At 60.5% G+C, this 22,765-nt stretch carries 17 protein-coding genes; 6 read left to right on the top strand and 11 right to left on the bottom strand.

The annotated features are described in order from the left end of the window. Positions 1-110 precede the first annotated feature (110 nt). From J5M66_RS07660 to J5M66_RS27155, 9 genes are all read right to left on the bottom strand, one after another. The gene (locus J5M66_RS07660; protein ID WP_207807702.1) at positions 111-1,562 is read right to left on the bottom strand and encodes a lipopolysaccharide kinase InaA family protein; all 1,452 of its coding nucleotides are present in this window, start codon (positions 1,560-1,562) and stop codon (positions 111-113) included. Further along, positions 1,562-2,314 (bottom strand): lipopolysaccharide kinase InaA family protein, encoded by a 753-nt coding sequence (locus J5M66_RS07665; protein WP_122881207.1) that lies wholly within the window; start codon positions 2,312-2,314, stop codon positions 1,562-1,564. The genes J5M66_RS07660 and J5M66_RS07665 overlap by 1 nt, the downstream gene beginning before the upstream one ends. Beyond that, positions 2,311-3,045 (bottom strand): lipopolysaccharide kinase InaA family protein, encoded by a 735-nt coding sequence (locus tag J5M66_RS07670; protein WP_160769214.1) that lies wholly within the window; start codon positions 3,043-3,045, stop codon positions 2,311-2,313. Before J5M66_RS07670 ends, J5M66_RS07665 begins: the two co-directional genes overlap by 4 nt. Continuing rightward, positions 3,045-3,851 (bottom strand): lipopolysaccharide core heptose(I) kinase RfaP, encoded by an 807-nt coding sequence (gene rfaP, locus J5M66_RS07675; RefSeq protein ID WP_207807701.1) that lies wholly within the window; start codon positions 3,849-3,851, stop codon positions 3,045-3,047. Before rfaP ends, J5M66_RS07670 begins: the two co-directional genes overlap by 1 nt. Further along, complete coding sequence (locus J5M66_RS07680; protein ID WP_207807700.1) at positions 3,851-4,972, bottom strand: glycosyltransferase family 4 protein; 1,122 nt, start codon at positions 4,970-4,972, stop codon at positions 3,851-3,853. The genes rfaP and J5M66_RS07680 overlap by 1 nt, the downstream gene beginning before the upstream one ends. Then, positions 4,972-6,033, bottom strand: coding sequence for a lipopolysaccharide heptosyltransferase I (gene waaC, locus J5M66_RS07685; protein ID WP_130899572.1), 1,062 nt, complete (start codon positions 6,031-6,033; stop codon positions 4,972-4,974). The genes J5M66_RS07680 and waaC overlap by 1 nt, the downstream gene beginning before the upstream one ends. Position 6,034: 1 nt before the next feature. Next, on the bottom strand, positions 6,035-7,069 hold the full coding sequence (gene waaF / locus J5M66_RS07690; RefSeq protein WP_122881210.1) for a lipopolysaccharide heptosyltransferase II: 1,035 nt from the start codon (positions 7,067-7,069) through the stop codon (positions 6,035-6,037). Between the two features lie 232 nt (positions 7,070-7,301). Then, positions 7,302-10,241 (bottom strand): bifunctional [glutamate--ammonia ligase]-adenylyl-L-tyrosine phosphorylase/[glutamate--ammonia-ligase] adenylyltransferase, encoded by a 2,940-nt coding sequence (gene glnE, locus J5M66_RS07695; protein ID WP_207807699.1) that lies wholly within the window; start codon positions 10,239-10,241, stop codon positions 7,302-7,304. After that, positions 10,238-10,363: a hypothetical protein gene (locus J5M66_RS27155; RefSeq protein ID WP_256584330.1), complete on the bottom strand. Its 126-nt coding sequence runs from the start codon at positions 10,361-10,363 to the stop codon at positions 10,238-10,240. The genes glnE and J5M66_RS27155 overlap by 4 nt, the downstream gene beginning before the upstream one ends. Before the next feature lie 262 nt (positions 10,364-10,625). Here J5M66_RS27155 and aceE point away from each other — a divergent pair, with 262 nt between their 5' ends. From aceE to msrA, 5 genes are all read left to right on the top strand, one after another. Beyond that, the gene (aceE, locus tag J5M66_RS07700; RefSeq protein ID WP_024011316.1) at positions 10,626-13,271 is read left to right on the top strand and encodes a pyruvate dehydrogenase (acetyl-transferring), homodimeric type; all 2,646 of its coding nucleotides are present in this window, start codon (positions 10,626-10,628) and stop codon (positions 13,269-13,271) included. 11 nt (positions 13,272-13,282) lie between these two features. Next, a complete protein-coding gene (aceF, locus tag J5M66_RS07705; protein WP_136492370.1) occupies positions 13,283-15,247 on the top strand; it encodes a dihydrolipoyllysine-residue acetyltransferase in 1,965 nt (654 codons plus the stop codon). A gap of 276 nt (positions 15,248-15,523) precedes the next feature. Then, the gene (locus tag J5M66_RS07710) at positions 15,524-16,921 is read left to right on the top strand and encodes an alkaline phosphatase D family protein (protein WP_207807698.1); all 1,398 of its coding nucleotides are present in this window, start codon (positions 15,524-15,526) and stop codon (positions 16,919-16,921) included. Positions 16,922-17,175: 254 nt separating this feature from the next. Then, positions 17,176-19,872: a GGDEF and EAL domain-containing protein gene (locus J5M66_RS07715; protein ID WP_207807697.1), complete on the top strand. Its 2,697-nt coding sequence runs from the start codon at positions 17,176-17,178 to the stop codon at positions 19,870-19,872. Between the two features lie 114 nt (positions 19,873-19,986). Next, positions 19,987-20,637, top strand: coding sequence for a peptide-methionine (S)-S-oxide reductase MsrA (msrA, locus tag J5M66_RS07720; RefSeq protein ID WP_129998224.1), 651 nt, complete (start codon positions 19,987-19,989; stop codon positions 20,635-20,637). 64 nt (positions 20,638-20,701) lie between these two features. On the opposite strand, the gene rlmJ is transcribed toward msrA, so the two are convergent. Further along, on the bottom strand, positions 20,702-21,538 hold the full coding sequence (gene rlmJ, locus J5M66_RS07725) for a 23S rRNA (adenine(2030)-N(6))-methyltransferase RlmJ (protein WP_207807696.1): 837 nt from the start codon (positions 21,536-21,538) through the stop codon (positions 20,702-20,704). 331 nt (positions 21,539-21,869) lie between these two features. On the opposite strand from rlmJ, the gene J5M66_RS07730 reads away from it, so the two are divergent. Continuing rightward, entirely contained in the window at positions 21,870-22,283 is a 414-nt protein-coding gene (locus J5M66_RS07730; RefSeq protein WP_207807695.1) for a hypothetical protein, read from the top strand. Between the two features lie 94 nt (positions 22,284-22,377). Here J5M66_RS07730 and J5M66_RS07735 read toward each other — a convergent pair whose 3' ends face one another. Continuing rightward, on the bottom strand, positions 22,378-22,698 hold the full coding sequence (locus J5M66_RS07735) for a hypothetical protein (protein ID WP_207807694.1): 321 nt from the start codon (positions 22,696-22,698) through the stop codon (positions 22,378-22,380). Positions 22,699-22,765 lie beyond the last annotated feature (67 nt).

Raw genomic sequence — 22,765 nt, forward strand, 5'->3', positions numbered from 1 at the left:
TCTGGAGAAGTCGTAGGACAGATCGCTGTATTTTGTCCGTTACTGCCCACAGACTCCGTTTCGCAGTGGACCAGGCCCATTGCAAGAACGAGCCTGCTCGTGAGAAGAACTCACCCTGCGCTGGAAACTCCCTTCGGCAACCGCTGATCAATGACTTGGTACAACGCGCTGCTTTCAGGCCAGTTGCGCATGAACCGCGCGCGATCGCGGGCGTAAGCCGGGGCGAAACTGCCGATCGATGAGTGCTGACACATCGAGTCGAGGTCGATCAGCGCCCAGCGATCCGCCTGCCAGAACAGGTTGTGGCCTTTGAAGTCGCCATGGCTGATACGCTCGGCGATCAATCGGGCAAACAGTTGATCCAGCGCCTGCAACTCGGCTTCCGGCGCCTGACCGCTCTCAACGTAGGGTGCAAAGCGCTCGATGATGTCTGGTCCCGGCAGGAATTCGGTCATCAGATAGGCACTGCGACGCAGCCAAAGGAAACGCCTTTCCAGTACCGCCAGCGGTTTCGGCGTGGCGATGCCAAGGAACGCCAGGCGATTGCCTTCACGCCAGGAATGCCAGGCCCGACTCGGGCGCCAGAAGCGTTTGAGCCAATGGGCGAAATTCTTGATGTTGTAGCGCTTGATAACCAGAGCCCGCCCGGCTATCTCGACTTTGCCGACGCTGGCCGCGCCGCCGGTCTTGTACAGGTGCCCCTGATCAAGCAAGGCGTCAGCCTGCTCAAGCACCGGCAGCATGGCCGCTTCTTCTTCACGGCGAACGGCGCGCAGGGCAAATGCGCCGCGCTGCACGGCGAACAACGTGCAGTCGCGGCCAACCTTGATCAGGTAATCCCTGAGTCGCCAGTTGCGCACCTTGTCGATCTGTTTCTGCAACGCCTCCAGCGGCAACGCATGCTCGCTGTTGCTCAGCAGGTAATACACCAGCAGTTCTTCGGTGAACGGTTCGAGTGATTTTGGCAACTGGGCGAAAAACACGCCGAGATTTTCCAGCACTTTCTGCCGGGACAAGGGCTGCCCCGCCGTTTCCGCATGAACTCCGGCGCCATCGATCAGGTACAACTGACCGCCGTGGCGCAGCAGATTGTCCAGATGCAAGTCTTCCTGCCAGAGCCCTTTGCCGTGCAGCCGACCGATAGCATCCAGTGCTTCGGCCAGAACGGCGGTCTGCTCATCGGCCAGTGCCGGCAGAGACTCGACCTCGGCCCAGGCATCACCGAGGCTCTCGGAACCCTCGAGAAATTCGAACAGCAGCCAGCCACCCTCGCCGTCCTTCAGCCCATCGGCCAATAACAGCGGCGTCGTCATGCCCTGCGCAGCGAGCAAGCGCACGCCTTGCAGCTCACGCTGAAAATGCCGCGCAGCTTTGCTGCCGACCAATAACTTGGCCAGCACCGGCCGACCGCGCCAGACACCTGCGCCAACGTAACGCTGCCCGGGCAACACCCGCAGCAGGCTGAGCAATTGCAGATCCGCCGCACCGGCGGCGTCCGCCAGGGTCACGGTCAGTGGCAGTGAAGGTGCACGCCCGGAGCGGGCCAGCTCGGACAATTGCATCAGCGGGTCTCCTTGTGGCTGCGCCGCGCTGTCAGTCGGCTCAGCCAGCTGTCGAGCAACGAGCTGTCAGTCGGCTGGTTGAGATAAGCCGCAAGCAATTGGCGCAAGTCGGCCTCGCTCCACTGCGGCGCGCGACGTTGCAACGGTTCCAGATCCTTGACCCGATCACGCATGCCGAACAGCAGCGGCCGGGTTTTCTCCAGATCGATCAGTTGCGCCTCATAGCAGTCGCCGGTGGCGCGCAGGAATATGTGCTTGGGATAGAAACAGCCATGCACCTGACGTGCACCGTGCAGCTGCCGCGCCAGCAAACCGCAAGCCCTGAGGATGGCCGAATGTTGCGCGGCACCGAGCTGTGCCCAGCGCGCCAGCAACGAATCCAGGTCACTCCAGCCATCCAGGGCGCGGGTGAGCAGAATGGCGCGCACTTCCCCGGCAACCTTGCGCTCACCGAAAAAAGCCGCCTGCAACGCCGGAATGCCCAGCTTGCGGTAACGGCTGATGTTGCGAAACTCACGGGCAAAACTGGGCTCGCCAAACGGCGCATGCAAGGTCCGCGTCAGATAATTGCTTTGGCGCTTGAGGTAATAGCCCTGGCCTTCCAGGTCCAGGCGGAACACGCTGCTCCAGCCGCCACCGGCAGTGTTGGGCTCATCCACAGCTTCAAGCTGTTTGGCCCACAGTGCGTCGAAATTGCCGAGACCGTGGCGCTCCAGCAGAGCGCGGTCCTGTACGGCAAGAAAATCAGTCATTCACGTCCCTCAAAAAATCTCACCACGTGCCGAATCCGTTTCTTGTCGGCGACATCGAGCCGATCACACTGGCGATACTGCTTATAGAAGCGCAGGCGCTGGGTATTGGACAGGTGATATTTGGCCAGTTTGTCGAGACAGGCGAGGTCCTTGGTGATCCGGTACTTGAGCCAGAAGCCACGCCAGAATTCGCCGTTGGGGCAGTCGATGAGGAAGATGCGCGCCTGATCGTCGATCAGCAGATTGCGCCATTTCAAATCGTTATGCGTAAACCGATGGTCGTGCATGGTCCGGGTGTAGCCGGCCAATTGCTGGCTGACACCGTCGACCCAGGCGCGATCCTTGAGCCGGGGATCCTTGCGCTCGGCCAGCGCCGAGAGGTCTTCGGTATTGGGCAGCTCACGGGTGATCATCGCACCCCGATCGTAGGCCGCGCCCCGCCGCTCCAGACCCCAGGCCACCACCTCGGCAGTGGGGATGCCCCACTTGGCGAAGCGCTTGAGGTTCTGCCATTCCATTTTTACCCGCGGCTTGCCGAGGTAACGGCGCAGGCCCTTACCGGCGCCGACGTAGCGTTTGACGTAGTAATTGACGCCGTCGCGCTGCACCCGAACGACTTCCGACAGCGGATCGCGGGTCAGGCGTTCGCCCTGTAACGCAAACACCGCTTCGAGGCTGCCGAAATCTTCCGCGAGTTCGCTGTACTGCGGTTCAAGTGTCCAGCCCGCCATCAGAGCGCATCCCCGTAACGCTGTTTGCGCGCGTAGAGTTTGTCGGCCTTGCCTTGCAGCCAGCTCAGCAGTGGCGCTTCTTCCGCCAGAATCTGCCGCAGCGGTTGCTGGAAGTAGCCCTTGAGGAAACGCAGTTTGTCGCGGCGGGTCAGGCCGATGTCCAGCGCGGAGAAGTACAGCGCCGCCAGATCCTTGTTGCGCCAGCGCTGAGTGATCTTTGCGCGGGTCTGGGCTCGGTGCAGATCGATCACCGAGAGTTTGAAATCCTGCGGCGTGACCGGTTTGTCGGTGTGCAACAGGAAATGGCAGATGTAGCAGTCGCGGTGATTGACCCCGGCGCGGTGCATCATCCCGGTCATCCGCGCGACTTCGGCAATCAATGCGCGCTTGAGTGTTGGCTCCGGCGGCTGCTTGCCCCAGTCAATGCTGAAGTCTTCGAGGCTGATGGTCGGCGCCAGCTCTTCGGTGACGATGAACGAATGCTGATCCGCCGGGTTGCTGCCCTTCTCACCGTAGGCGACGGCGGTCATGGTCGGCACGCCAACTTCCTGAAGGCGCTGGATGGCCTTCCACTCTTGCCCGGCGCCGAGCACCGGCAGCTTGGCGGTCAGCAGATTCTTGAAGATTTCGCCCCAACCGATGCCACGGTGGATCTTGACGAAAAAACCATGGCCGTCGACTTCCGTGCGCAATGTCCGGCGCGCTTCCAGCTCGCGGTATACCTCGCCCTGCAAGCCTTCGACTTCGGCGAACGGGTCGCGTCCGGCCCAAAGGCTTTTGAACGGTTCAGCCAGCATCAACTTCATTAAGCGTGCTCCGCCAGAATCACATCCGCCGCGTGCTGCGGCATGCTGTAGAGGTCGGCCGTCTCGGCGAAGGCCAGACCGTTGCGGCTCCAGGCCGCCCGTGCAGCGTCGTTGCTCAACATCTCGGTCAGGTATTGCGTCAGCTGCGCCTGCTCGAACGGCTCGTCGAGCACGCGCCCGGCATCGGCTTCGGCGATGTAATGGGCGTAACCGCAGACCGCACTGACCAGCACCGGCAACCCGGCCACCAGCGCTTCAAGCAGCACGGTGCCGGTGTTTTCGTTGTAGGCCGGGTGGATCAACAGGTCGGCGCCGAGCAGGAAACGCGGGATATCGCTGCGCCCTTTGAGGAAGGTCACATTGTCGCCCAGGCCCAGCGTCGCACTCTGCATCTGGAACAATTTGGGGTCATCCTGGCCGATTACAAACAGCCGGGTGCGTTTTCTCAACTCGGCCGGCAGAGCGGCCAGCGCCTTGAGGCTGCGATCGACACCCTTGGTCTTGAAGCCGGAGCCGATCTGCACCAGCAGCAACTCGTCGTCCTTGAGATTGAATTCAGCGCGGAAACCGGCGCGAATCTCGTCGGCATTCGCCGGACGCCGACGATCTTGGGCAATGCCCGGCGGCAGCAGGTGGAAACGCTCAAGCGGCGTGTCGTAGTACTTGATGAACAGTGGTTGCTGCACTTCGGAAATCATCAGCACTTCGGTCTTCGCGTCCTTGGCGAACACCGCGCGCTCGTACTCGGCGAAGTGGCGATAACGACCCCAGCGGCGATACAGCGAGTTGCGCAGGTTCTGCGCCTTGTCTTCGAAGCAGCCGTCGGCGGCGTAGTAGACGTCCAGGCCCGGCATCTTGTTGAAACCGATCAGACGATCGACCGGACGCTTGGCCAGATCCGCGGCCATCCACGCGCTGAGCTTTTTATTGCGACGGTGATTGAAGAACGCCTTGACCGGCGCTACCAGCACCTCGAAACCAGGCGGCACGTCGCCTTCCCAGATCAGCGTGTAGACGCGAATCTGATGGCCGCGCTTCTGGCATTCGAGGGCGATGCGCATGAAGTCGCGCTGCAAGCCACCGAACGGGAAATATTTGTACAGGACAAATGCCAATTGCATCAGCGCAGCTCCTCAGCCATTAACAACGTGCTCAGTCGGCTGGCGACACGCTCGGGGTTCACACGCGTGAAGCACAAAGGCTGCTCGCGTTTCAGGTCAAACTGACGGGCATCCTGCTCGGTCGGTTGATAGGTACATTTTTTCTGCATGCAGGGCGCGCACGGGAAGTCGCTGGCCAGATGAATCTGCAGCTTGCCGTAAGCGCCGGTCAGGCCCGGGTTGGTCGGGCCGAACAACGAGATGGTCGGCACATCCAGCGCAGCGGCCAGATGGCCGAGCCCGGTGTCCACTGCCACGCAGGCTTGCGCGCCGGCGAGGACTTTACCGACGCCGGCCAGATTAAGTTTCGGCAGCACTTCGGCGTGTTTGAAGCCAGCGGCGATGCGTTCGGCGCGGGCCTTTTCCTGTGGGTTGCCCCACGGCAGCTTCACGCCAACGCCGAGGTAGCCGACCCGCTCGGTCAGCTCGCGCCAGTAGAGTTCCGGCCAGTGCTTGGTGTCCCAAGTGGTCCCGTGGAGGAACACCACGTAAGCGTTCTTGCGCGGCAACTCGACCAGTCGCTCGACGTTGAGGCCGTAATCGCCGAGGCCTTTGGGCAAGTCGTAACCCAGAGCGATGGCGAATAACTGGCGTACGCGCTCGACGGCGTGCTGGCCTCGGGCGACAGCGAGTTTGCGATCGTAGAAGCGCGCAGCCACCGGCTCGCGCGCGGAAGTTTTATCGAGGCCGGCCACCGGGGCTTTGACGTAGCGGGTCAGCCAGGCACTTTTCAGCAGGCCTTGAGCGTCGATCACCAGATCGTATTTATTGGCGCGCACGCTTTGCTTGAAGCGTTTCCACTCGCCGCTGGTGATGGTTTTCCACAAACTCTTGCGCCAGCGGCGGATCGCCACCGGAATCACTTTATCGACCGCCGGGTGCCAGCTCGGAATCTCGGCGAAGCCCTCTTCCACCACCCAGTCGAACTTGATGCCCGGGATCGCCCGTGCGGCGTCGGTCAGCGCTGGCAACGCGTGAATCACGTCGCCCAGCGATGAAGTCTTGATCAGCAATACCCGCAAGTTAATGAACCTCGACCACGGAGCCCTGCAACTTCTGCAAGGCATCGTTGACCGCGTCCGGCATCAGCTGGCGCAGGCAGTTGTAATGGCCGAACCGGCAAGTTCGATCGAAGCACGGGCTGCATTCGATGCCCAGGCGCACGATCTCGACCTGCTCGGCCAGCGGCGGGGTGAAGCCCGGCGAGGTCGAGCCGTACACCGCGACCAGCGGACGATTCAATGCCGCAGCGACGTGCATCAGGCCGGAATCGTTGGATACAACCGAATCAGCGCATGACAGCAGGTCAATGGCCTCGGCCAGCGAGGTGCCGCCGCTGAGGTTGACCGATTCTTCGCGCAGGCCCGGGATCAACCGGGCGCGGATGTCTTCGCCGACCGCGTGATCGTTTTTCGAGCCGAACAGCCATACCTGCCAGCCTTCGCGGATGCGCGCTTCGGCGACCTTGGCGTAGTGCTCGGACGGCCAGCGCTTGGATTCGCCGAACTCGGCGCCGGGGCACAAAGCCAGGACCGGGCGATCAAGGGTCAGGCCGAATTTGGCCAGTGCCGCTTCGCGGGTCACCGGGTCGATTTGCAGACTCGGGCGCGGGTACGGCTTCGGCAGCTCGGCGTTCGCTTCATAGGCCAGCGCCATGAAGCGCTCGATCATCAGCGGGTAGCGTTCTTTGTCGAGAGTGCGCACGTCGTTGAGCAGGCCATAGCGGAACTCGCCACGCCAGCCAGTGCGTTTCGGAATGCCGGCAAAAAACGGCACCAGTGCCGATTTCAGCGAGTTGGGCAGCAGGATCGCCTGATCGTACTGACCGCGCAGGGACTTGCCGATGCGTCGGCGCGTCGCCAGTTCCAGCGCGCCGTGGCCGAGCGGGAAGCTCAAGGCCTTGCGCACTTCGGGCATGCGCTCGAGGATCGGCCGGCTCCATTCAGGCGCCAGCACGTCGATTGCGCATTGCGGGTGGCGTTGCTTGAGACACTGAAACAGTGTCTGCGCCATCACCATGTCACCGACCCAACTGGGCCCAACGATCAGAATATTCATGTGGTTTCCAAAAACGAACCGGGGAGGCATTTACGCCTCCCCGCCTCGATAATTCTACAAACACTGTAGATCTACTGTGGGAGCGGGCTTGCCCGCGATGGGGTCTTCACATTCAACACTATTGTCGTCTGATACTCCGCTATCGCTGGCAAGCCAGCTCCCACAGGGTTTTGCATCTGTTTCAACATCTGCATTTCAGCGCAGATTACTGTGGGTGCTGCATAAACCGCTTTCAGCTTAGCCCCATCTCTTTCCATATCCGCAAAACCTGCCGGCGTTCGTCGGCAAACTGGTCGCCCGGTATCACCCCGGCGTCCTTCTGCAAGGCCTGCCGGTGGGCGGCGGAGCGATAGGCCTTGTAGGCCTCGCGCAACAGACTGGCATCTTCGGCGGGCATCAGCCCTTCGTGTTCCAGCTCTTCCAGAATGCGGATGTTATCGGTCCAGCGCAGCAGCGGTGGATGGCTGTGCGACCACGCCAGGGCCGCGTATTGCACCATAAATTCAATATCGACGATACCTCCGGCGTCCTGCTTGAGGTCAAACGGCACGCCCGCGTCGAACGCATTCGCCGCCGTGCCGGCTGCGGTGCTGCGGGTGCCGAGGTTGTCGCGCATCTTCGCGCGCATCTCGCTGACTTCCTGCTGCAGCCTGGCCAGATCCCGTGGTTTGCCCAACACCTGCGCGCGGACTTTTTCAAAAGCCTGGCCAACATCCTGACTGCCCACCAGCACCCGCGCGCGCACCAAGGCCTGATGCTCCCACGTCCATGCTTCGTTTTCCTGATAGCGCGCGAACGCGCCGAGGGAACTCACCAGCAACCCGGAAGCACCGGAGGGACGCAGGCGCATATCCACTTCATACAGCTGGCCGGAGTTGGTCTGCGCTGTGAGCAAATGAATGATCCGCTGCCCCAAACGCGTGAAGAACTGCGCGCCGTCGATGGATTTCGGCCCGTCGGTTTCCGCCTGCGGATCGCCGTCATGGATGAACACCAGATCCAGATCGGAACCATGCCCCAATTCGATACCGCCGACTTTGCCATAACCGACAATGATGAAGCCGGGATCGCACAGCGTGCCGTCGGTGCGCAGCGGCGTGCCGTACTTGGCCACGGTCTGCCGCCAGGCCAGGGCCAGCACCTGTTCGAGAATCGCTTCGGCCAGCCAGGTCAGGTAATCGCTGACTTTCATCAGCGGAAGGCTGCCTGCAATTTCCGAAGCGGCGACGCGCAAGCGGTGCGCCAGTTTGAAATGGCGCAGGGCTTCCATTTGCTGCTCGAGGTCGTCTTCGGGAATTCGCGTCAGGCGTTCGCGCAACTCGGCCGCCAGTTCCGGCGCCAGCGGCGGCTTGAACAGCCGACCTTCGTTGAGCAATTCGTCGAGCAGCAGCGGGAAGCGCGTGATCTGCTCGGCAATCCACGGGCTCGCCGCACACAAGGTCAGCAGGCGGCGCAGCGCGCCCGGGTTTTCCGTGAGCAACACCAGATACGCCGAGCGCCGCGCCACTGCTTCCACCAGCGGCAGCACGCGCTCGAGCACCAGATCGGGATTGTCATGCTCCACCGCTTGCGCAAGCAGTCGCGGAATAAAAGCATCGAGACGCTCGCGCCCCAGCCGCTGCATCGCGCGCAATTGCGGACTGCCACGCAAACCGGCCAGCGCTTTGAGGGCTTTGCCCGCATCGACGAAACCGCCTTCCTGCAACTGCCGGCACGCGGCCTCCTCGTCCTGTTCTTCCTCCCACAGCGGCAGCCATTCACCACCGACCACCACTTCGCTTTCGCTGCCCTCTTCCTCATCGGGATCGGCGATCACCTGGGCGAAATGCCAGGCCACGCGCCCGCGCCAGTACATCAGCTGTTCGTGGAACGCCGACCAATCGGCGAAGCCCAGCATGAAGGCGATGCGCGCCTGATCCTGAGCGCTGTCCGGCAGCATCTGCGTCTGGCGATCAGCAATCGCCTGAATGGCATGTTCGGTGTAACGCAGAAACTCGTACCCTTCGCGCAATTCACTGACCACCGCCGGCGGCAGATAGCCCTGCCCTTCCAGCGTGCTCAGCACCTTTAATAGAGGACGCTGTTGCAGGCTCAGGTCGCGGCCACCGTGGATCAATTGAAAGGCCTGAGCGATAAACTCGACCTCACGAATGCCGCCGGAGCCGAGCTTGATATTGTCGGCCATGCCCTTGCGCCGCACTTCCTGCTGGATCAACTGCTTCATCGTGCGCAGCGCTTCGATCGCCGAGAAGTCCAGATAGCGCCGATAAACGAACGGCCGCAGCATATCGAGCAACTGCGCGCCGGCGACCTGATCGCCAGCCACCACCCGCGCCTTGATCATCGCGTAGCGTTCCCAGTCGCGGCCCTGATCCTGGTAATACTGCTCCAGCGCGTTGAAGCTGAGCACCAGCGCACCGGACGATCCGTATGGACGCAGGCGCATGTCGACGCGGAAGACGAAGCCGTCGACGGTCATCGGATCCAGCGCCTTGATCAGACGCTGGCCGAGGCGGATGAAGAATTCCTGATTATCCAGCGAGCGTTTCACGCCGACGGTTTCGCCGCCTTCGGGGTAGGCGAAGATCAGGTCGATGTCGGAAGACAGATTCAGCTCGACCGCGCCGAGTTTGCCCATGCCGAGGATGACCATCTGCTGCGGCTCACCGCTGCGCCGCCCGGTCGGCGTGCCGAACTGCTCGCAGTGGCGGCTGTACAGCCATTGATAAGCCTGATCGATGGTGGCGTCGGCCATGTCCGAGAGGTCGCGGCAGGTCTGCACCAGATCGGCCTGGCGGGTCAGGTCGCGCCAGATGATCCGCACCTGATGGCGTGCGCGCTGGCGGCGCAAGGCGCGGCCGAGTTCGTCTTCGCTCTGCGCGCTGTTCACGGCGGCGGCGATCTGTGCGCACAGCTCGCCGGGCGCAAACGCTCGATCAAGTTCGCCGGACGCGACCAGCGACAACAACATCAAAGGGTCACGAATGCTCTGTTCAATGACAAATTCGCTGGCGGCGCTGACGCGGGCGAATTGCGCCCAGCGCTCCGACGTCCAGTTCGACAGGCCGTGATCGTCTTCAAGGGCGGCGACGGACGTACGGAACGACTGCTCGGATCGGCTGACCAACGGCAGGAGAATGGCGGGCAGTTCGGCAAGCACGGGCAGGGTCATGGTCTATCCTTGATCGGCGTAATAAGGGCCGCTTGTAGTGAATGATGAAAACCCGCTACGTGAAGGACTGTCGAACAAAAGTTAGAAATAGCTGAAATTTCTTCTTCTTTGGCATCCAGCATCAAACTTTCACCTTATTCGGATGGAAATCGACCCGCCTTAACGATTATTCTCACAACGCAGTCGGAGGCCACAAGCCTTTCATCTGTAGTTTTACTACTCGTCTATACATTCGAAAGGCTGAAATGCCGGAAGATTTGTAGTAAAACTACACGCCGCCGGAACAACCTGTCGGCAATCCAAGAATTTTAAATCGTCTGCCCACAAGGCCAGTCGCAAACTCAGGCAACCGATTCTGGAAGCCTTTCCGCCCTGGAGCAAGCCATGCAAGACCTCGATCCCGTCGAAACCCAGGAATGGCTGGACGCCCTGGAATCGGTTCTCGACAAAGAAGGCGAAGACCGTGCTCACTATCTGATGACCCGTATGGGCGAACTCGCGACCCGCAGCGGCTCGCAGCTCCCTTACGCGATCACCACGCCTTACCGCAACACGATCCCCGTTACCCACGAAGCACGCATGCCTGGCGACCTGTTCATGGAACGCCGCATTCGCTCGCTGGTACGCTGGAACGCGATGGCCATGGTAATGCGCACGAACCTGCGAGATTCGGACCTGGGTGGTCACATCTCCAGCTTCGCTTCCAGTGCGACCCTGTATGACATCGGCTTCAACTATTTCTTCCAGGCCCCGACCGACGAACACGGCGGCGACCTGATCTACTTCCAGGGCCACACCTCGCCAGGCGTTTACGCCCGTGCATTCATGGAAGGTCGCATCACCGAAGACCAGATGAACAACTTCCGTCAGGAAGTCGATGGTCAAGGCCTGTCGTCCTATCCGCACCCTTGGCTGATGCCTGACTTCTGGCAGTTCCCGACCGTATCGATGGGTCTGGGTCCGATCCAGGCGATCTACCAGGCGCGCTTCATGAAGTACCTGGAGCACCGCGGTTTCATCCAGCCGGGCAAACAGAAAGTCTGGTGCTTCCTGGGCGACGGCGAGTGCGACGAGCCGGAATCCCTGGGCGCGATCTCCCTGGCCGGCCGCGAGAAGCTGGACAACCTGATCTTCGTCATCAACTGCAACCTGCAACGCCTCGACGGCCCGGTTCGCGGCAACGGCAAGATCATCCAGGAACTCGAAGGCGTGTTCCGCGGCGCTCAGTGGAACGTGACCAAAGTCATCTGGGGCCGTTTCTGGGACCCGCTGCTGGCCAAAGACGTCGACGGTATCCTGCAACGCCGCATGGACGAAGTCATCGACGGCGAGTACCAGAACTACAAAGCCAAAGACGGCGCGTTCGTTCGCGAGCATTTCTTCAACACGCCTGAACTCAAGGCAATGGTTGCCGATCTGTCCGACGACGAGATCTGGAAACTCAACCGTGGCGGCCACGACCCGTACAAGGTCTACGCGGCGTACCACGAAGCGGTCAACCACAAGGAACAACCGACCGTCATCCTCGCCAAGACCATCAAGGGTTATGGCACCGGTGCCGGCGAAGCGAAAAACACTGCGCACAACACCAAGAAAGTCGACGTCGACAGCCTGAAGCTGTTCCGCGACCGCTTCGACATCCCGGTCAAGGACGAAGAGCTGGAGAACCTGCCGTTCTTCAAGCCGGAGCCAAACAGCGCCGAAGCGCGTTATCTGGCCGAGCGCCGTGCCGCACTGGGCGGTTTCGTGCCGCAGCGCCGCGCGCAGAGCTTCAGCGTACCGACTCCGGATCTGGACACCCTCAAAGCCATCCTCGATGGCTCGGGCGACCGTGAAATTTCCACCACCATGGCTTTCGTGCGGATCCTCGCGCAACTGGTCAAGGACAAGGAAATCGGCCCGCGCATCGTCCCGATCATCCCGGACGAAGCCCGTACCTTCGGTATGGAAGGCATGTTCCGTCAGCTGGGTATCTACTCCTCCGTCGGCCAGCTCTACGAGCCAGTCGATAAGGACCAGGTGATGTTCTACAAGGAAGACCAGAAAGGTCAGATCCTTGAGGAAGGCATCAACGAAGCAGGCGCCATGAGTTCGTTCATCGCTGCCGGTACTTCGTACTCCAGCCACAACCAGCCGATGCTGCCGTTCTACATCTTCTACTCGATGTTCGGCTTCCAGCGTATCGGCGACCTGGCCTGGGCCGCTGGCGACAGCCGTACCCGTGGCTTCCTGATCGGCGGCACCGCTGGCCGTACCACCCTGAACGGTGAAGGTCTGCAGCACGAAGACGGTCACAGCCACTTGCTGGCCGCGACCATCCCGAACTGCCGCACCTACGATCCGACCTACGGCTACGAGCTGGCGGTGATCATTCAGGACGGCATGAAGAAGATGACCGAAGAGCAACAGGACATCTTCTACTACATCACCGTGATGAACGAGTCGTACCAGCAGCCAGCCATGCCGGCCGGTGCCGAAGAAGGCATCAAGAAAGGCATGTACCTGCTCGAGGAAGACACCCGCGATGCGGCGCACCACGTTCAGCTGATGGGCTCCGGCACCATCCTGCGCGAAGTGCGTGAAGCGGCGAAGATCCTGCGTGAAGAGTTCAACATCGGCGCTGACGTGTGGAGCGTTACCAGCTTCAACGAACTGCGTCGCGACGGCCTCGCTGTAGAGCGCAGCAACCGTCTCAAGCCTGGCCAGAAGCCTAAGCTGAGCTACGTCGAAGAGTGCCTGAACGGCCGTAAAGGTCCGGTCATTGCTTCTACCGACTACATGAAGCTGTTCGCCGAGCAGATCCGTCAGTGGGTACCGTCCAAGGAATTCAAAGTCCTGGGCACCGACGGTTTCGGCCGCAGCGACAGCCGCAAGAAACTGCGTCATTTCTTCGAAGTCGACCGTCATTTCGTGGTGTTGGCAGCCCTGGAAGCACTGGCTGACCGTGGTGATATCGAACCTAAGGTTGTGGCCGAAGCCATCGCCAAGTTCGGCATCGACCCGGAAAAACGCAACCCACTGGACTGCTGAGGAGACATTTTGTGAGCGAACTCATTCGCGTACCTGACATCGGCAGCGGTGAAGGTGAAGTAATTGAACTGTTTGTGAAGGTCGGCGACCGCATCGAAGCCGACCAGAGCATCCTGACCCTGGAATCGGACAAGGCCAGCATGGAAGTGCCGGCCCCGAAAGCCGGCGTCATCAAGAGCCTGAAAGTGAAGCTGGGCGACCGTCTGAAAGAAGGCGACGAACTGCTCGAGCTGGAAGTCGAGGGCGCCGCTGAAGCGGCCCCTGCACCTGCCGCCGCACCTGCTGCGAAAGCCGAAGAGAAACCGGCTGCGGCACCTGCTGCTGCCGCGCCTGCCGCTGCCCCTGCTGCCGCTTCGGTACAGCAAGTGCACGTGCCGGACATCGGTTCGTCGGGCAAGGCGCAGATCATCGAGATTCAGGTCAAGGTCGGCGACAGCGTCGAAGCTGATCAATCGCTGATCACTCTGGAATCCGACAAGGCCAGCATGGAAATCCCGTCGCCTGCCGCTGGCGTGGTCAAAGCCATCAGCGTCAAGCTCAACGACGAAGTCGGCACTGGCGATCTGATTCTGGATCTGGAAGTGGCGGGTGCTGCGGCCCCGGCTGCGGCCGCTCCGGCTCAGGCTGCTGCGCCTGCTGCTGCCGCTGCGCCAGCCCCGGCTGCTGCTCCGGCTGCACCGGTTGCCGACAGCGTTCAGGACATCCACGTCCCGGACATCGGTTCGGCCGGCAAGGCGAAGATCATCGAAGTGCTGGTCAAGGCCGGCGACACTGTCGAAGCCGACCAGTCGCTGATCACCCTGGAATCCGACAAGGCGAGCATGGAAATTCCATCGCCTGCCGCTGGCGTGGTTGAAAGCGTTTCGATCAAGCTCGATGACGAAGTCGGTACCGGCGACCTGATCCTCAAGCTGAAAGTCAAAGGCGCGGCCCCTGCTGCTGCCCCGGCTCCAGCTGCCGCCGCTGCTGCTCCGAGCGCTCCGGCACCTGCCGCTGCTGCTCCGGCCGCTGCACCTGCTGCTGCCGCTCCAGCCGCCGCACCGGCCAAGCCGGGCGCCAAAGTTCACGCCGGTCCTGCCGTGCGTCAACTGGCTCGTGAGTTCGGCGTCGAGCTGAGCGCCGTTGGCGCCAGCGGTCCGCACGGTCGCATCCTCAAGGAAGACGTGCAGGTTTACGTCAAGGCGATGATGCAGAAGGCCAAGGAAGCACCGGCCGCTGCTGGCGGCGCTACCGGTGGCGCGGGCATCCCGCCGATCCCGGTGGTCGATTTCAGCCGTTTCGGCGAAATCGAAGAAGTGCCGATGACCCGCCTGATGCAGGTCGGCGCTGCCAACCTGCACCGCAGCTGGCTCAACGTGCCACACGTCACGCAATTCGACTCGGCGGACATCACCGAGCTGGAAGCCTTCCGTGTAGCGCAAAAAGCCGTGGCCGAGAAGGCTGGCGTCAAGCTGACCATCCTGCCGCTGTTGCTCAAGACCTGCGCGCACCTGCTCAAGGAGCTGCCGGACTTCAACAGTTCGCTGGCACCAAGCGGCAAGGCGATCATCCGCAAGAAATACGTGAACATCGGCTTCGCCGTCGACACCCCGGATGGCCTGCTGGTGCCGGTGATCAAGAACGTCGACCAGAAGAGCCTGCTGCAATTGGCAGCCGAAGCGGCTTCGCTGGCTGAAAAAGCCCGCACCAAGAAGCTGTCCTCGGACGAGATGCAGGGCGCCTGCTTCACCATTTCCAGCCTCGGTCATATTGGCGGCACCGGCTTCACGCCGATCGTCAACGCGCCGGAAGTGGCGATCCTTGGTGTTTCCAAGGCAACCATCCAGCCAGTCTGGGACGGTAAAGCCTTCCAGCCGAAGCTGATGCTGCCACTGTCGTTGTCCTACGATCACCGCGTGATCAACGGCGCTGCAGCTGCACGCTTCACTCAGCGTCTGGGCAGCCTGTTGGGCGACATCCGCACCATCCTGCTGTAACCCAAACGGCCCTCCGGCGACGGAGGGCCGCTTGCTGCACCCTTTCGAGCGCCACACGCTCGTACCTCAACCCCGTCAATTGACGGGGCTTTTTTTTGCCTGAAATAAACCGGATCGCGGCTCTTTCCTACAACCTGCGCTGACATCGGCCACAGGTCTGGTCCACTTAACGCCAATATTTTCTGCCGCCGGCCAACTAACCTCTGCTCAGGAAAGTTGCTTCAATGCGCTCCGCTTATTTAATTCATCTTATTAAAATCTCGAACGGAATCGATCATGTTCAAACCGACTATCGGCCCCATCGTGGGCCATACCACAACTAACGAAGTGCGCATTTTCATGCGCGGCGAACAACAGGACAAAAAACGCGTATTTGCCGGAGTTCGCGCCCGCAAGGCCGGAACGGAAAAATGGTCCAACAGCGTATTTGCACTTTTGCATCCAGCCACCGATATGTCGGGCGTACTGGTATTACAGGATCTGGACGCCGATTGTGAATACGAATATCAAGCCGGCTGGTTAAGCCCGATGAATCCGGTACACACCATCGACACAGTGGTGGAGTTTCCACTGCAATGGCCGCGACAGCTCTACCGCTTTCGCACCCGCACCGCGCAAGCCAGCCAGCCCCGGGGCTTTATCGTCGGATCTTGTCGTTATCTGCGGATCACCGCGGGCATCGCTTCCTTGCCGCAACTGGGCGATCGCATCTTTGGCTCGATCAATCAACTTGTCGAGAACAGTCATCTACCCGTCAGCGCGGTGATCATGACCGGCGACCAAGTGTATGTAGATGATTTGAATATCGTTGCACCGGATCGCGAAGCCAAGGACATTCTGAAGAAGTATCGAACGGCATTCTCGCAACCGAATATTCAACGATTGATGTCCAATACATCGACTTACATGATGCTCGACGATCATGAAATAGAAGATAACTGGCCCGCCAATGCAAAAGATGCAGACAATGACTTGTATCGCAACGCCATGGCCGCTTATGAACTTTATCAAGCCAGCCACAGCCCGGTTTACGCATATAACAGCGAGGGCCAGATAGACCGGAATACCTTGAAGCATTATTGGTATCAGTTCGGCGACAGCGATATCGCCTGGTTCGTCACCGACAGTCGCACCCGACGCAACTTGTCGAAGGATGACCGGCGCATTCTCGACATCGAGCAAGATCAGGCCCTGCTGCAATGGCTGATCCATAGCCCGGCACGGGTGAAGTTCGTGGTGACCAGCGTGATGTTCTATCCCGATCGCAAGTTCAACGGTGACGATGCCTGGAAAGCTTTTCCCGAGCAGCGTCTGCGCCTGCTGGAAACCATCCGCACTCACCGGATCAAGAACGTGGTGTTCGTTTCCGGCGACGTCCATGGCTCGCTGACCAGTCGCCTGTCTCACAGCGAGGACACCGATTTCGAGGTGCACACCATCGTGTCCTCGCCGCTGCACAACAGCAAATTGCTGCCGTATGCCAAGGCTTCAACGTTTATCCTCGATCAACCGCTGGTGCGCACGGCGGCCGGGGATTATCGGCACGAGCTGACCAGTGCGGTAGTGAGTCAGGACAATTTTGCGCATGTGGTCGTTGAGGCTGATCAGATATTGGTCAATTACCATGACCGCGATGGCAAGAAGTTGCAGTCGATCAGTATGAAATTGCGTTGAAACACCAAAAGATCGCAGCCTTCGGCAGCTCCTACACAAGGCGCATTACCCTGTTGGGGCTGCGTGAAGCTGCGATCTTCTGCTCATTTCAGTTGTGCACTGGAGAAATGTTCACTGCCGCCGACATATTCTTATAGCACTTGGCCTTCATCTCTCTTGTCAGTCGGTGCCGCAATGATGCAACCTTGCCGCAGCCAACAGACAAGAGGGCGAGAGCCCGGCGCATTCAGCATATTTCCAAGCGAGTTTCCTTCATGAAGAGCCAGCCCGATGCCGCCAGCCGTATGGCGGCCGAGGTAGTGACGCAGTTGCCTGTGCCCTCGCGGCTCGGCATGCTGCGTTTCGAGCGCTTGAATGAAGCCAGTTGGGCGATGCTGTTCCTCGATCCCAACTGCGAACGCCAGTTTGGCCAGCCGGCCGTCGAGCTCTGCGCGCTGGTCGGCTCGCCCTACGCCAGCCTGATGGAGCCCGAAGCGCGCTACCAACTGCATGACGCGATCCAGCAGCAGTTGAGCAAAAGCGCGCATTACGTGGTGCGCTACACCCTGCACACCGCCGCCGGCGCGTTGAACATGCTCGAGCTGGGCGAAGCCTACAAACAGCACAACCGGCATTTGCTGCGCGGCTACCTGCTGGCCGTCGACGAGGTGTTCGACGAAACCCAGGCGCTGCCTTCGGTGGATCTGGAAACCCAGAACTCGCGCCTGCAAATCGCCCTTGAGCTGAACCAGCGTGCCCAGCAGGAACAACTGCAGCATCTGGAACGCGTACGCGCCCAGCAGGATCTGATTCTGCTGCTCGCACGCCAGCGCTACAGCACACACAACTCGCTGCAGGAAGCCGCTGAACTGATCACCCGCTGCGCCTGCGATATCTACGAGATCGACTGCGCCAGCCTGTGGAACCTCGAAGGCCAGCGCTTGCTGCCGATCTCCGCCTACCATCGCGCAACTCAGGAATACATCCTGCCGGAGCCGATCGATATCAGCGGCTTCCCCGACTACATGGAAGCCCTGCACAGCAGCCGCGCCATCGATGCAAACAACGCCATGCATGACCCGCGCACCCGCGAGATGGCCGAGGCGATGCGTCCGCGTGACGTCAACGCCATGCTCGACGCCAGCATCCGCGTCGACGGCCAGGTTGTCGGCGTGTTGTGTCTGGAACAGACCGGCGCCACTCGCGCCTGGCAGTCCGACGAAATCGCCTTTGCCGGCGAACTGGCCGACCAGTTCGCGCAGGTGATCAACAACCACAACCGGCGCACCGCCACCAGCGCCCTGCACCTGTTTCAACGCGCGGTCGAGCAAAGCGCCAACGCCTTTTTGCTGGTCAACTGCGACGGCGTAGTCGAGTACGTCAACCCGAGCTTCACTGCGATCACCCAGTACACCACCGAGGAAGTCCACGGTCAGCGCCTGTCGGAATTGCCGGCGCTGGAAAACCTCAGCGAACTGCTGTTCGACGCGCCCTCGGCGCTGGCCCAGAGCAACAGCTGGCAGGGCGAATTCAAAAGCCGCCGCAAGAACCTCGAACCGTACTGGGGCCAGCTGTCGATTTCCAAGGTCTATGGCGATAACCGTGAGCTGACGCATTACATCGGCATCTACGAAGACATCACCCAGACCAAACTCGCGCAGCAACGTATCGAGCGCCTGGCCTACACCGACAACCTGACCAACCTCGGCAACCGTCCGGCATTCATCCGCAATCTCGATGAGCGTTTCGCCCGCGACAACGATACGCCGATCAGCCTGTTGCTGGTGGACATCGACAATTTCAAGCGGATCAACGACAGCCTCGGTCACCAGACCGGCGACAAACTGTTGATCAGCCTCGCCCGGCGCCTGCGCAACAGCCTCAGCCCGAGTGGCAGCCTGGCGCGTTTTGCCAGTAACGAATTCGCCGTGTTGCTCGACGACACCGACCTTGAAGCCGGGCAGCAGATTGCCAGTCAGTTGCTGATGACCCTCGACAAGCCGATGTTCGTCGACAATCAGTTGATCAGCGTCACCGGCTCCGTCGGCCTGGCCTGCGCGCCGCTGCACGGGCGCGACCCGCAGACCCTGATGCGCAACGCCGGCCTGGCGCTGCACAAGGCCAAGGCCAACGGTAAACACCAATTGCAGGTGTTCACTGAAGCGCTGAACGCCGAAGCCAGTTACAAACTGTTCGTCGAGAACAACCTGCGCCGCGCCCTCACGCAGAACGAACTGGACGTGTTTTACCAGCCGAAACTGTGCCTGCGCAGCGGTCGCTTGCTGGGCATGGAAGCGCTGTTGCGCTGGAACCATCCGGAACGCGGCATGATTCGCCCGGACCAGTTCATCAGCGTCGCCGAGGAAACCGGCCTGATCATTCCGATCGGCAAGTGGATTGCTCGTCAGGCGTGTCGCATGAGCAAATCCCTGACCGCTGCCGGCCTGGGCAATCTGCAGGTGGCAATCAATCTGTCACCGAAACAGTTCTCCGATCCGGACCTGGTCGCCTCGATCGCCAACATCCTCAGGGAAGAAGCGCTGCCGGCCAGTCTGCTCGAACTCGAGCTGACCGAAGGCCTGCTGCTGGAAGCCACCGAAGACACGCATTTGCAGCTCGACCAGCTCAAACGCCTGGGCCTGACCCTGGCCATGGATGACTTCGGCACCGGGTACTCGTCGCTGAGCTATCTGAAGAAATTCCCGATCGACATCATCAAGATCGATCGCAGCTTCATCCATGAAATCCCCGACAACCAGGACGACATGGAAATCACCTCCGCCGTGATCGCCATGGCCCACAACCTGAAACTCAAAGTTGTCGCCGAAGGCATCGAAACCGCCGAGCAACTGGCGTTCCTGCGCCGGCATCGTTGCGACGTCGGCCAGGGTTATCTGTTCGACCGACCGATTCCGGGCGATGAGCTGATCAAAGCGCTCAAGCGCTATCCGCGTGGGCCGCTCTGCCTCTAACGCCGGCTTCTATGAAGATCCCTTGTGGGACAGTTTTGATAGTGCGAATTCCGGCATCATTCGGCACACTGGCGGTCTGACTTTTTACCTCCAACCTGACTGAGAGGAACGCTCATGGTTCTGCGCTCGGAAATTCTGGTGAACAAAAACGTGCTTCCAACCAAAGAACAAGCCCTGCCCGGCCGCGAAACCCCGATGACCCTGCCGGAAAAACACTTCGTCTTCGAAGACACCCCGCTGCTCGGTCCATTCTTTCAGGACGTCGACTTTGCAATCTTCGGTCTGGGTTGCTTTTGGGGCGCGGAACGACGCTTCTGGCAGCGCGAAGGCGTAGTCAGCACCGTGGTAGGTTACGCCGGCGGCTTCACGCCGAACCCGACGTACGAAGAAGTCTGCTCGGGCCTGACCGGCCACGCCGAAGTGGTATTGGTGGTGTATGACAAGGCTCAAGTGAGTTACGAAGAACTGCTGGCGATGTTCTGGGAACTGCACAACCCGACTCAGGGCATGCGTCAGGGCAACGACATCGGCACTCAGTACCGCTCGGTGATCTACGCGACCACCCCGGAGCAACTGGATGCGGCACTGAAAAGCAAAGACGTGTATCAGGCGGAACTGGCCAAGGCCGGTCTGGGTGAAATCAGCACCGAGATCGACCAGGCGCCGACCGTGTACTTTGCCGAGGCTTATCACCAGCAGTATCTGGCGAAAAACCCTGAAGGTTACTGCGGGATTGGCGGCACCGGCGTGTGCATGCCGAGCTAAAAGCTGCTAGCGGCAAGCTTCAAGCTGCAAGCGCTGTTTTCGCTTCAGCTTGTAGCTTGTAGCTTCATTCCGCTATTAACCAATCCATCTGCCAGCCACCCTGAGTCTGCCCCAGCTTCTTCGACAACCACGGCAGCAACTCACGCAATTCATCTTCCAGCCCCCACGGCGGATTGGCGATCGCCAGCCCGGAACCGTTCAGGCTGTTCGGCGTGTCCAGCCGATGCACCAGCAACTCGACGCGCAACAACTTCGGTGCACCCGTGCCTGCCAGGTCCTGATAGAAACGCCGCAGTGCACGCTGATCCTTCACCGGATACCAGATCGCAGCCACAGTCTGGCGCATGCGGCCGATGGCTTCTTTCATCGACGCCGCGCAACGCTGCATCTCGTCCAGTTGCTCGAACGGCGGATCGATCAGCATCACCGCGCGCTTTTCCTGCACCGGCAACATCGCCCGCGCCACGTGCCAGCCTTCGCCCAAATGGACCTTCACCCGACGATCGCCAGCCATATTGTCCTTGAGCAGCACGCCGTCTTCCGGGTGCTTCTCGTTGAGCATCACCCGGTCCTGCGGCCGCGTCAGGCGCCGCGCCAGCTCGGGCGAACCCGGGTAATAGCGCAACTGGCCATCCGGGTTCATCTCGTGCAGCACCTTCATGTAATCGGCGGTCAGCGCCGGCAGGTCCGGCTGATCCCACAACCGCGCAATGCCTTCCAGGTACTCGCCGGTGCGATTGGCCTGATCGCCCTGCAAGTCATACAGACCGATGCCGGCGTGCGTGTCGAGATAGGCAAACGGCTGCTCCTTACGCGACATCAGAGCGATGAGGCGGGTCAAGGTCAGGTGTTTGAACACATCGGCGTGATTGCCGGCATGGAAGGCGTGACGATAATTCATGGCTGCTCCTGCGAGGGCCGCAAAGTTTACCTTTTACCGGTCGGCAAGTCAGGGGTTGGCGGCCGAGCGGACAAAAAGCCTGCCCTCACCCTAGCCCTCTCCCGGAGGGAGAGGGGACTGACGGTGGCGATCTTGCGAGTTACATCGACCTGAATGATCCACGTGATCTCAGGCTTGGCCAAGCGAAGTTCACCACTGAAGTCGCAGGTCGGCGTACATCACCCAGACAACTCGGTCAGTCCCCTCTCCCTCTGGGAGAGGGCTAGGGTGAGGGGCTTTGCTTTTATGGCGTTAAACTGGCTAACCATGAACGACAGGAAGTCAAAAACTCATGCGATATCTGATCATCTGTTTACTCAGCCTTCTTAGTCCATACCTCGCCCTTGCCGACGAAACCCACATTGAACAGGCACGCCAGACACTAAAGAACTACGGGCTGAGCCACTGCATCCTGGCGCCATTCAATGAGCAATCAGCCCTGAGAAAAGACATTGCACTATCCGCCAATGCCTACTCATTCATGGGCAACGGCCTGCATTCCATCCTGCAAAACGAAGACACGCTGCAAGTGCTGCACGACCCCTATAAAGAAACACTGAGCTACGTGTTGGCGGCTTACGACCAGACATCTTCACGCAGCAAACTCTCAAATGAAAAAGTGGTGTTCCTTGCGTGCCTGAAGATCTACAACTCCGAAGCGTTCAACCGCTTTATCAAAATCCAAGATGCCTACATCTCTGACTGACCCCCCGATTTCAATCAATCAAAAGATCGCAGCCTTCGGCGGCTCCTACATGGGATAGGCGCTCACTCTGCCGAAGGCTGCGGCCTTTCGATCTTCAGGCGGGCAAGCTGCGCAAGCGCTTGCCGATGACATCGAGCACATCACAGCCATCGCGCAATGGGATGGCGCACAGCAGGGCGAAGTCGCTGAGGATCACGGAGTCGCATTCGATCGAGCCGCGCATGCACATGTTTTCCAGGACCTGGACCACGGCGCGGATGCGATGGTTGGCAGCGTCCATGAGGATGTCGAGGGGCACGTGGGTGTCGACGAACAGGCTGGGCATGTCGCTGCAATTGCCGGTGAGGGCCATGACGCGGTTGTCGGGGTGAGGCGTGATTTTTTCGTAGGGTGAATCAGTATGCATATTGGTCATTTTCCGGGCCCCATGATTGATAAACGTGAGCCGCCATCACACCTTCCTACGGGTTAGGGTGGCAGCT

The sequence above is a fragment of the Pseudomonas sp. 67(2021) genome (genome assembly GCF_017491835.1).
GTDB lineage: Bacteria > Pseudomonadota > Gammaproteobacteria > Pseudomonadales > Pseudomonadaceae > Aquipseudomonas > Aquipseudomonas atacamensis.

Excerpts from the sequence above, each read along its gene's own strand:
- J5M66_RS07680 (WP_207807700.1), bottom strand. The coding sequence starts at position 4,972 with ATGCAATTGGCATTTGTCCTGTACAAATATTTCCCGTTCGGTGGCTTG.
- J5M66_RS07735 (WP_207807694.1), bottom strand. The coding sequence starts at position 22,698 with ATGACCAATATGCATACTGATTCACCCTACGAAAAAATCACGCCTCAC.
- J5M66_RS07715 (WP_207807697.1), top strand. The coding sequence starts at position 17,176 with ATGAAGAGCCAGCCCGATGCCGCCAGCCGTATGGCGGCCGAGGTAGTG.
- J5M66_RS07670 (WP_160769214.1), bottom strand. The coding sequence starts at position 3,045 with ATGGCGGGCTGGACACTTGAACCGCAGTACAGCGAACTCGCGGAAGAT.
- J5M66_RS07660 (WP_207807702.1), bottom strand. The coding sequence starts at position 1,562 with ATGCAATTGTCCGAGCTGGCCCGCTCCGGGCGTGCACCTTCACTGCCA.
- rlmJ (WP_207807696.1), bottom strand. The coding sequence starts at position 21,538 with ATGAATTATCGTCACGCCTTCCATGCCGGCAATCACGCCGATGTGTTC.
- J5M66_RS07710 (WP_207807698.1), top strand. The coding sequence starts at position 15,524 with ATGTTCAAACCGACTATCGGCCCCATCGTGGGCCATACCACAACTAAC.
- J5M66_RS27155 (WP_256584330.1), bottom strand. The coding sequence starts at position 10,363 with ATGCTGGATGCCAAAGAAGAAGAAATTTCAGCTATTTCTAACTTTTGT.
- aceE (WP_024011316.1), top strand. The coding sequence starts at position 10,626 with ATGCAAGACCTCGATCCCGTCGAAACCCAGGAATGGCTGGACGCCCTG.
- waaF (WP_122881210.1), bottom strand. The coding sequence starts at position 7,069 with ATGAATATTCTGATCGTTGGGCCCAGTTGGGTCGGTGACATGGTGATG.
- J5M66_RS07730 (WP_207807695.1), top strand. The coding sequence starts at position 21,870 with ATGCGATATCTGATCATCTGTTTACTCAGCCTTCTTAGTCCATACCTC.
- rfaP (WP_207807701.1), bottom strand. The coding sequence starts at position 3,851 with ATGAAGTTGATGCTGGCTGAACCGTTCAAAAGCCTTTGGGCCGGACGC.
- glnE (WP_207807699.1), bottom strand. The coding sequence starts at position 10,241 with ATGACCCTGCCCGTGCTTGCCGAACTGCCCGCCATTCTCCTGCCGTTG.
- msrA (WP_129998224.1), top strand. The coding sequence starts at position 19,987 with ATGGTTCTGCGCTCGGAAATTCTGGTGAACAAAAACGTGCTTCCAACC.
- J5M66_RS07665 (WP_122881207.1), bottom strand. The coding sequence starts at position 2,314 with ATGACTGATTTTCTTGCCGTACAGGACCGCGCTCTGCTGGAGCGCCAC.